Origin of the sequence: Saccharomonospora iraqiensis subsp. iraqiensis (genome assembly GCF_000430445.1) — a bacterium.
Lineage (GTDB): Bacteria > Actinomycetota > Actinomycetes > Mycobacteriales > Pseudonocardiaceae > Saccharomonospora > Saccharomonospora iraqiensis.
In genome coordinates this window covers 1-3,436 of record NZ_KE387113.1, presented here as the reverse complement: position 1 = coordinate 3,436, position 3,436 = coordinate 1, and the positions used below count along the sequence as shown (strand labels likewise).

Annotated in this window: 3 protein-coding genes; all 3 read left to right on the top strand. The window is 72.8% G+C overall.

What is annotated here, in order from left to right; genetic code table 11:
• Positions 1-1,532, top strand: a 1,532-nt coding sequence (locus ACTIR_RS23950; RefSeq protein WP_034240627.1) for a glucose-6-phosphate isomerase, incomplete at its 5' end; no start/stop codon positions are given.
• Between the two features lie 19 nt (positions 1,533-1,551).
• Positions 1,552-3,099: a glucose-6-phosphate dehydrogenase gene (gene zwf, locus ACTIR_RS0116965; protein ID WP_026455179.1), complete on the top strand. Its 1,548-nt coding sequence runs from the start codon at positions 1,552-1,554 to the stop codon at positions 3,097-3,099.
• The coding region (locus ACTIR_RS0116960) for a glucose-6-phosphate dehydrogenase assembly protein OpcA (RefSeq protein WP_199285642.1) at positions 3,096-3,436 on the top strand (341 nt) is incomplete at its 3' end. The genes zwf and ACTIR_RS0116960, both read left to right, overlap by 4 nt.

Below are 3,436 nucleotides of genomic sequence, written 5' to 3'. Positions count from 1 at the left end.
GCAGGCTGGCCGCGCAGGACCCGACGCTGTGGGGGCCGGACGCCGAGGCCGAGGCGTCGGTCCGGCTGGCGTGGACGGCGCTGCACCGCGGCTCGCGACCGCTCATCGGCGAGATCGAGCAGCTGCGCACCGAGCTGCGGTCGGAGGGGTTCGACCGGATCGTGCTCGCCGGGATGGGCGGCTCCTCGCTCGCCCCCGAGGTGATCACCCGCACCGAGGGGGTCCGGCTCACGGTGGTGGACACCACCGACCCCGACCAGGTCGCCGACGCCCTGGCGGGCGAGCTGGAACGCACGGTGCTGGTGGTCTCGTCCAAATCCGGCACGACGGTGGAGACCGACAGTCACCGGCGCATCTTCGAACGGGCGTTCACCGAGGCGGGCGTCGACCCGGCACGGCGGATCGTCGTCGTGACCGACCCGGGCTCCCCGCTGGCCGAACTGGGGGCCGAACGGGGCTACCGCCGGGTGTTCACCGCCGACCCGGACGTCGGCGGCCGGTACTCGGCGCTGAGCGCGTTCGGCCTCGTGCCCGCCGGGCTCGCGGGTGCCGACGTGGCCCGGCTGCTCGACCAGGCGGCACTGGTGGCCGACCGGTTCGCGGCCGACGCACCGGACAACCCGGCGCTGGTGCTGGCCTCCGCGCTGGCCGCCGCGCACGCGGACGGGGCGGAGAAGGTGGTGCTGGCCGACACCGGCTCCGGCATCGCGGGCTTCGGTGACTGGGCGGAACAGCTGATCGCCGAGTCCACCGGCAAACAGGGCACCGGCCTGCTCCCCGTGGTGGTCGAGGGGGCCGACGCACCCGGCTTCGCCGACGCGGGCGCCGACGCCACCCCGGTGGCGGTCGGGACGACCGTGGACGCCGCGCGGGTGGTGACCTCCGGACCACTGGGGGCGCAGTTCCTGCTGTGGCAGTACGCGGTCGCCGTCGCGGGCAGACTGCTCGGCATCAACCCGTTCGACCAGCCCGACGTGGAGGCCGCGAAGAAGGCCGCGCGGGCGTTGCTGGACACCTCCGCGCAGGCGGGCGGGTCCGCGGGACCCGACGCGGTGTTCGGCCCGGTCGAGGTGTCCGCGAGCGGGGTGCCCGCGTCCGCCCCCGACACCGACACGCTCGCGGGGGTGCTGCGCCGGTTCGTCGACACCGCGGACGGGGACGGCTACCTCGCGGTGCAGGCATACCTGGACCGGCTGGACGACGCCTCGGCCGAGCTGCTGCGCACCGAACTCGCCCGCCGCACCGGCCTGCAGACCACGTTCGGCTGGGGGCCGCGCTTCCTGCACTCCACCGGCCAGTACCACAAGGGCGGCCACCCGAACGGGATCTTCCTCCAGCTCACGGGCGCGGTCACCGACGACCTCGCCGTGCCGGACCGCCCCTACACCCTGGGAACCCTGCAGCGGGCGCAGGCACTCGGGGACGGCCAGGTGCTGGCCGACCACGGCAGGCCGGTCCTGCGGCTGCACCTGACCGACCGCGCGGCGGGACTGGCCGAGGTCGTCCGTGCCGTGCAGGAACTCCGGCGATGAACAGGCGGGAGCGCACCCGATGACGGCGCAACCGGCGACGCGGACGTGGACCAATCCGCTCCGCGATCCCCTGGACAAGCGGCTGCCGAGGATCGCGGGGCCGTCCAGTCTGGTGATCTTCGGCGTGACCGGGGACCTCTCCCGGAAGAAGCTGATGCCGGCCATCTACGACCTCGCCCACCGGGGTCTGCTGCCCCCGGGGTTCTCGCTGATCGGGTTCGCCCGCCGGGAGTGGGCGGACCAGGATTTCGGGCAGCAGGTGCACGACGCGGTGGCCGAGCACGCGCGGACACCGTTCCGGGAGTCGGTGTGGAACCGGCTGGCCGAGGGCATCCGGTTCGTCCAGGGCAGTTTCGACGACGACGACGCCTTCGACCGGCTCGCCGAGACCGTGCACACCCTGGCCGAGGAGCGGGGGACCGGCGGCAACACCGCGTTCTACCTGTCCATCCCGCCGTGGGCGTTCCCGACGGTGACCAAGCAGCTCGCCCGCTGTGGGCTGGCCTCGTCGGACGAGGACGCGTGGCGCCGGGTGGTCATCGAGAAGCCGTTCGGGCACGACCTGGACAGCGCCCGCGAACTCAACGCCGTGGTCAACGACGTCTTCCCCGAGGAGTCGGTCTTCCGCATCGACCACTACCTCGGCAAGGAGACCGTGCAGAACATCATGGCGCTGCGCTTCGCCAACCAGATGTTCGAACCGCTGTGGAACGCGCACTACGTCGACCACGTGCAGATCACGATGGCCGAGGACATCGGGCTGAACGGCCGCGCGGGCTACTACGAGGGCATCGGGGCCGCACGGGACGTGATCCAGAACCACCTGCTCCAGCTGCTGGCGCTGACGGCGATGGAGGAGCCCGTGTCCTTCGAACCGACGGCGCTGCGTGCGGAGAAGGTGAAGGTGCTCGGCGCGACGACCGCGGTGGGCCCGTTCGACGAGACCACCGCGCGGGGCCAGTACACCGGGGGGTGGCAGGGCGGCACGAAGGTGCCGGGACTGCTGCAGGAGCAGGGCTTCTCGAAGGACTCGACCACCGAGACCTACGCCGCCGTGACCCTGGAGGTGCGCAACCGGCGCTGGGGCGGGGTGCCGTTCTACGTGCGCACCGGCAAACGGCTGGGTCGCCGGGTCACCGAGGTGGCGGTGGTGTTCAAGCGGGCTCCGCACCTGCCGTTCGACTCCACCGCGACCGAGGAGCTCGGGGAGAACGCGCTGGTGATCCGGGTGCAGCCGGACGAGGGCGTGACCATGCGGTTCGGCTCGAAGGTCCCGGGCACCACGATGGAGGTCCGCGACGTCACGATGGACTTCGGCTACGGGCACTCGTTCACCGAGAGCTCGCCGGAGGCCTACGAACGGCTCATCCTGGACGTGCTGCTGGGCGAGCCGTCGCTGTTCCCCGGCAACGAGGAGGTCGAGCTGTCCTGGCGGATCCTCGACCCGGTCCTGGACTACTGGGCCCGGCAGGGCAGCGCCCCCGAGCCGTACGAACCGGGCTCGTGGGGGCCACCGTCCGCCCGGGCGATGCTGGCCCGCACCGGCAGGCACTGGAGGCGCCCGTGATCATCGATCTCCCGTCGACGACGACGTCCCAGCTGAACCGGAAGATCGTCGAGATCCGGGAACGCGGCGGCGCGGTGGCGCTGGGCCGGGTACTCACCCTGGTGATCGCCGCGGAGGACGACGAGCAGCTCGAGGCGTCCATCGACGCCGCGAACGAGGCCAGCCGCGAGCACCCGTCGCGGGTGATCGTGGTCGCCAAGGGCGCGCGCACGGCCGCACCCCGCATCGACGGGCAGATCCGGGTGGGCGGCGACGCGGGCGCGAGCGACGTCATCGTGCTGCGCCTGTACGGCCCGCTGGCCAACCAGGGGCGCAGCGCCGTGGTGCCGCTCCTGCT